Origin of the sequence: Aeromonas sp. ZOR0001, assembly GCF_000801015.1 — a bacterium.
In the GTDB taxonomy this organism is placed as follows: domain Bacteria; phylum Pseudomonadota; class Gammaproteobacteria; order Enterobacterales; family Aeromonadaceae; genus Aeromonas; species Aeromonas veronii.
The window spans coordinates 1-4782 of sequence record NZ_JRJY01000153.1; the positions used below are offsets into that span (position 1 = coordinate 1).

A 4782-nucleotide genomic window follows, 5' to 3' on the forward strand; every position below is an offset into this window, starting at 1 on the left:
ATAATGTGGCCGCGGTATTATGTTGAGGGTTTTCCCCCTGCGATAATCCCGAAGGGGCAGGGGGACGCGACTAGGCAGGGACGTGGGACGCGAAGCGGCATCGTCCCAACGCCGGAGCGCCCGTAACATAATCCGCATTTATGCGCAGTGACAAACAGATCAAGCGACCTGAATCGGTAGGCTTGGGAAGGGATTATCTACTGCGTTCCCCCGGCCATGTGTTCCAATACTTTGTCCGCTAACGTCATGCTCTGGATCACTTTCTTTAGGGTATCTCTGGACTCTCCGCTCAACGTCTTCACAGCCTGCACAATATGCATTTCCTCTAGGCTTGCGTACTCCTTTACCTCACCAAACGCCAGCCAAGACAATTCTGTCCCCGTCACTTCTGCAATTTTTATTACATCAGCGAACTTAGGCTCAGTTTTTGCTGTTGCCATTCGCACTAATGTCCTAGTGCTTATGCCGGTTCTGTCAGCCATATCCTCGTAAGTCCCATACGCCAGTATGGTGTTCTTGATACGTTCTGCTCTTGCTACGTCTGCCATTTCATAATACCCAGCCAGTTTCATTACTTATCCTCCAGTCTAACACTGCCTTTTTGACTCGCTCGATTTGAGTGCCATTAATGTCACTGCATCAACGCCTTTTAAGGTTGACCCCATCTTACCCATAATGTACATTTGTGGCCATTAACAACGACACATTTGTCTATTGACAGGCCTTTTGTGATTGACCTTCTAAAGCTCGATTTGCCCTTTAAACGCGACTGGTTGTTGGTCTCTCCGACCGCTGACCATCGCGCCGGGGCCTATATCGATCTTGAATTGATCGCTAAGAACTCCGGCCTGAAGCTATCTGCGGCCAAGGTCGAATACGAGATTGATGGCGATCTCACCGTTTCTGGCCTGTCCCATCCCTATGAGTCTCTCCCCAGTCATTTCGGTAGCCTGGCTATGAAGATCCACCAGGGAGGCAACAACCGCCTGCCAGGGGTAGAGCTCAAAGCCTCGCCGGCAAAACTGCTTCAGGGGCACAACGTGTTTGGGCCGACCAGCCTTGAGCTCTGCTCGAGTGAGCTGTTGAGTACGCTGGCAATGGCTTGCCCTGAACTCATTGAAATGCTTGATATTCCTAACGCGACGCTCGAGTGGATGGACGTCACTTACTCCGCCAAAGTGGACAAGGAAGAACAGCGCAAACAGGTCATCTCAGCCCTCAAGAACGTCCGCTCCGGCCAAACCAAACCGAGCCGGAGGAATCGTGATTACGAAACCACCGCAGAGTGGAACACCGGCAGCCGCCATCGCTCCCTGAAGGCCTACTTGAAGGGCCCAGAGTTCCAGCGTCAGCTGGCCGAGAACGTTAAAAAACTCCAGAAACAGCCCAAAAATGAGTCGCTCCGCCGCGGTGTCGGCGTCATGCAAAACCCGGCATTGCAGCACTACGCGAGCCAATGCGTCCGTTTCGAAGCCCGCCTCAAGCAGCGGGCCCTGACCAAACATGGCGTCCCGTTCAAGTTGTTTGACGCCATCCAGTACCAGAAAGACTACGAGAAAGACGGCCGCTGTCTGATTGCCGATCTGTGGAAAGCCGCATTTAGAGAACTGTTTGATGCCCTGGGAGAACAGCCCATGAAGGTCTATACCGACGACGATATCCGTGACGCCCTGTACGCCTCTTACCAACGCCTGACCCCGAAGGGCAACATCAGCTATGCCAAGGCCCAGCGGGTACATGGTTTCTATCGCCGGTTGATCAACGAAGGCTATGACACCGTCTACCGCAGCATGAGCCGCGAGACCTTCCGCCGTCATCTCACCGACTTGATGGCCGTTGGCCTGACCAAGGCTCAGCTCCAGAACCTCTCCGGCGATGCCTCCAACGTGGTGCCGCTGATCCAGGTCATCAACATCGACTTTGGCCAGCAGCGCCCCGAGTGGTATGTCGAGCCCATCAGCACCATGGATCGCATGGCGACGGCGGCCCAGCCGACTGAGGTGGTCACCCTCGAGCGCGACGAACTTGGCGCCCCCAAGGTCACTCGGACGTTCATCGACCCGCTTCCCCCAGTACCCGGGGCCATGCCGCCCCGCTCATATCCACCATCACCTGGGCACCGGCTCAGGGCTGTCAGTTAAGGAGTGTCATTCATGATTGATTTGCTTACTGCTCAAGGCGTTATTATCCGTGGCCGTATGCTCGGCTCTCGTCAGCAAAATACACAGGGGCGGAACGGCCCTATTACCCGTCACGAGATCGGCATTGCCATCAGCCGATCCAACGGGTTCGGCGGCTTCCAGGAAGAGCAGATTGTGGTTCGAGTACCCAGCGCCCTGGCCCAAGCAGGCATCCCGCTGCAGGCCAATAGCATGATCGACAAAGTTGTCGAGATCCCTGTTTGGCTTGAAGCGTGGTCTGGTCAGCGTGGTGCCAACGTGACCTACCACATGAGCAATGATGCGGCTCTTCGCGAAGTCACCTCACTTTCGCATGAGAAAAACAAGGTGTGATCGATGGCGCTCAAATTTCTCAAAAGACATATCCATTGTGAGGAGGGGACAACCCCTGTTCTAGAGGCTCTTTCAAGCGATAAACGACATTACTTCACCAGTTCGATACCTGGGATCATATTTCACTACGTTGATGATGACTTGGTATATGTCGGCAATACAGTTTTCAACACTGAGCAAGAATTGAAAAAGGTAATGAAGACTCTTTATAGCTCATGGGAATAACACCATAGGCAAAAATGGCTTATTGCATCGCTGTTAATGAACAGGGGTTTCTGTATCAGACAGATATCCCTGTAAAAGAATGTTCCTCTATGATTATCCAAACCGTAGAGGAATATAAACAATCCACCGTTGATATAGCACCGTCAGATATCGCCATTATGTTTTCATGGGCGTTTGGCGCAGTTGTTGTTCTCGGTTGGTTTCCTGGCTTCGCTATCGGTGTAGCGAAAAAAGTAATTAATCTCTTGTGAGGTACTTATGTCTATTATCAAAAAAGCTATTCCTGTAATCATCGTTGCAGCTTCTGCACCGGCTTTTGCTGCCGGAGAAACATCGGCTCTTGACCAGATGTTTGCTGCTGTCAATTTGGGAACGGTTGTAACCTTCGTTGCAAGTGCCGGTGTCACTATTGTTGGCATCGCGCTGGCAACCAAGGGGATCTCGTTGGCCAAACGCTTGGTCAGCAAAGCCTAATGACCGCTTCCTTTGCCTATATCGTCTTCATGTCGTCAATTATTACGATAGGGGGACTATCAGGAATGGCGTTTGTTATGGGAATGAAGGGGGCATAAGCCCCCTTTTCTAACGGAAAGTTTCTCATGCGAAACTTTTAGCCACGCAAGCCAACTGTAATATGTTGTAGCGTTTTACAACATACAACATATTACAGCGCCATTTTCTCATGCGAAAAATTTAGCCGCTAAATTTCTTGGAGCACCATATGTGGCGCAGACTCCTTGTTTACTCATTGTGCTTTCTCACCGCCTGGCTGCCTGTCAACCAAGCACGCGCGTTCTTACCGGCATTTGCCCCCGTGGTGATGGCTATGGCCGAACAAGCCGCAATCTGGACAGGCAGAACCCTAGCTACTCGTCTGGCCGTCCAGTACGCAGCAGGTGCAACCGCTGTGACAGCTGTTGCATTAACAACGCCGCCGCTACTCAAACGGTTTGCCGCTGAAGACATTAAGATCGAACCATTTGGCATGCTGGCTTATCAGATGGCGCAATATGGAATTACTTTGATTGGTGACTCAATAGGTCAAAATTCAAAATGTGACAAGCCTGAAAACTCTAGCCTGCAAGGTTGTTGGAATGGATTCAGGGATCGGCAGGGAAATGAGGTTAAATTTAACTTCTCTCCCTACGCTGATGAAATAAGGGTTTCAACTTGTCGCCTGCCTGATGGAACTGAGTATATTCATGGCGAAAAGAAAAACACCACCCTTTCTATTTGTGTTGGCAGAATAGGGGATGATGTAACTCGTGACCTTTTCCCCAAAATGCAAGACTCGCATCTTAAAGCACTTAACTCTGCTTGTGGATATTATCATGAAGAAAAAGGCCCTCAGGGACAGATCATCACCTCTTACAACACTTGTAGCATTGCGTTTTACACCACCTTCTTTGGTATGCAAGGTGGTGATTACCTCATTTCATTAGAGGGCGATCTTACTGTTCAGGAATTCAAGAACTACAATCTCATTCGTGAATCAAAAATGACTGCCGTAGATACTTATTCATATCGGGCCACCTTATTCCCAACCGCCCCAACAACTCCCGATGAAGCTATCGAAGAGGCCGTTTCTGGTGTTCTTGATGCAGCATCTGTTGATGGCACTATCCCAGATCATTACTTACAGGATATGTCGAAGCCAGGACGAATGCCCAAACCCCACTTGATTGATAATTCTGTCATCATTCCAGTGAAGCCAGATAACCGCCCAGACTTCGATATTATTGGGACACCTCCCGTTGAATTACCATCGGGTAAGCCACTGCCTCCCGTCACTGACCCAATATATGGTGATGCCATTAATTCCGTTATCACCGGCAAACCAACTACAGACCCAGATACTGGCGCAATTGCAGGCGGTGTAATTCGCCCTGTTATCACCGGCCCGAAACCAACCGTTCCAGGTGAAGGTGGCAATACTGGATCAGGCTCTGGGACAGGTACGGGGTCAGGAACTGGTTCTGGGACTGGCACGGGCTCCGGTTCTGGCACTGGCACTGGCACTGGCACTGGCACTGGCACTGGCACT

The 4782-nt window shown here is 50.9% G+C and carries 6 protein-coding genes; 5 read left to right on the forward strand and 1 reads right to left on the reverse strand.

Features of this window, described 5'->3' with window-relative positions; genetic code table 11:
- Nucleotides 1–197: 197 nt before the first annotated feature.
- The gene (locus L972_RS18605) at nucleotides 198–572 is read right to left on the reverse strand and encodes a helix-turn-helix domain-containing protein (RefSeq protein ID WP_052200094.1); all 375 of its coding nucleotides are present in this window, start codon (nucleotides 570–572) and stop codon (nucleotides 198–200) included.
- A gap of 156 nt (nucleotides 573–728) precedes the next feature.
- Between L972_RS18605 and L972_RS18610 the strand changes: the two genes are divergently transcribed.
- The 5 genes from L972_RS18610 to L972_RS21680 form a co-directional block, all read left to right on the forward strand.
- Nucleotides 729–2141 carry a phage/plasmid replication protein, II/X family gene (locus L972_RS18610; RefSeq protein ID WP_047440204.1) on the forward strand — a complete coding sequence of 471 codons (1413 nt, stop codon included), beginning with the start codon at nucleotides 729–731 and terminating at the stop codon, nucleotides 2139–2141.
- A 12-nt stretch (nucleotides 2142–2153) separates the two neighbouring features.
- A complete protein-coding gene (locus tag L972_RS18615; protein WP_047440205.1) occupies nucleotides 2154–2513 on the forward strand; it encodes a DNA-binding protein in 360 nt (119 codons plus the stop codon).
- Between the two features lie 314 nt (nucleotides 2514–2827).
- Nucleotides 2828–2989 carry a hypothetical protein gene (locus L972_RS21545; protein WP_154109889.1) on the forward strand — a complete coding sequence of 54 codons (162 nt, stop codon included), beginning with the start codon at nucleotides 2828–2830 and terminating at the stop codon, nucleotides 2987–2989.
- A gap of 7 nt (nucleotides 2990–2996) precedes the next feature.
- Nucleotides 2997–3212, forward strand: coding sequence for a hypothetical protein (locus tag L972_RS20415; RefSeq protein WP_052200095.1), 216 nt, complete (start codon nucleotides 2997–2999; stop codon nucleotides 3210–3212).
- Between the two features lie 352 nt (nucleotides 3213–3564).
- On the forward strand, nucleotides 3565–4782 hold a 1218-nt coding region (locus tag L972_RS21680), incomplete at its 3' end, for a hypothetical protein (RefSeq protein ID WP_197058112.1).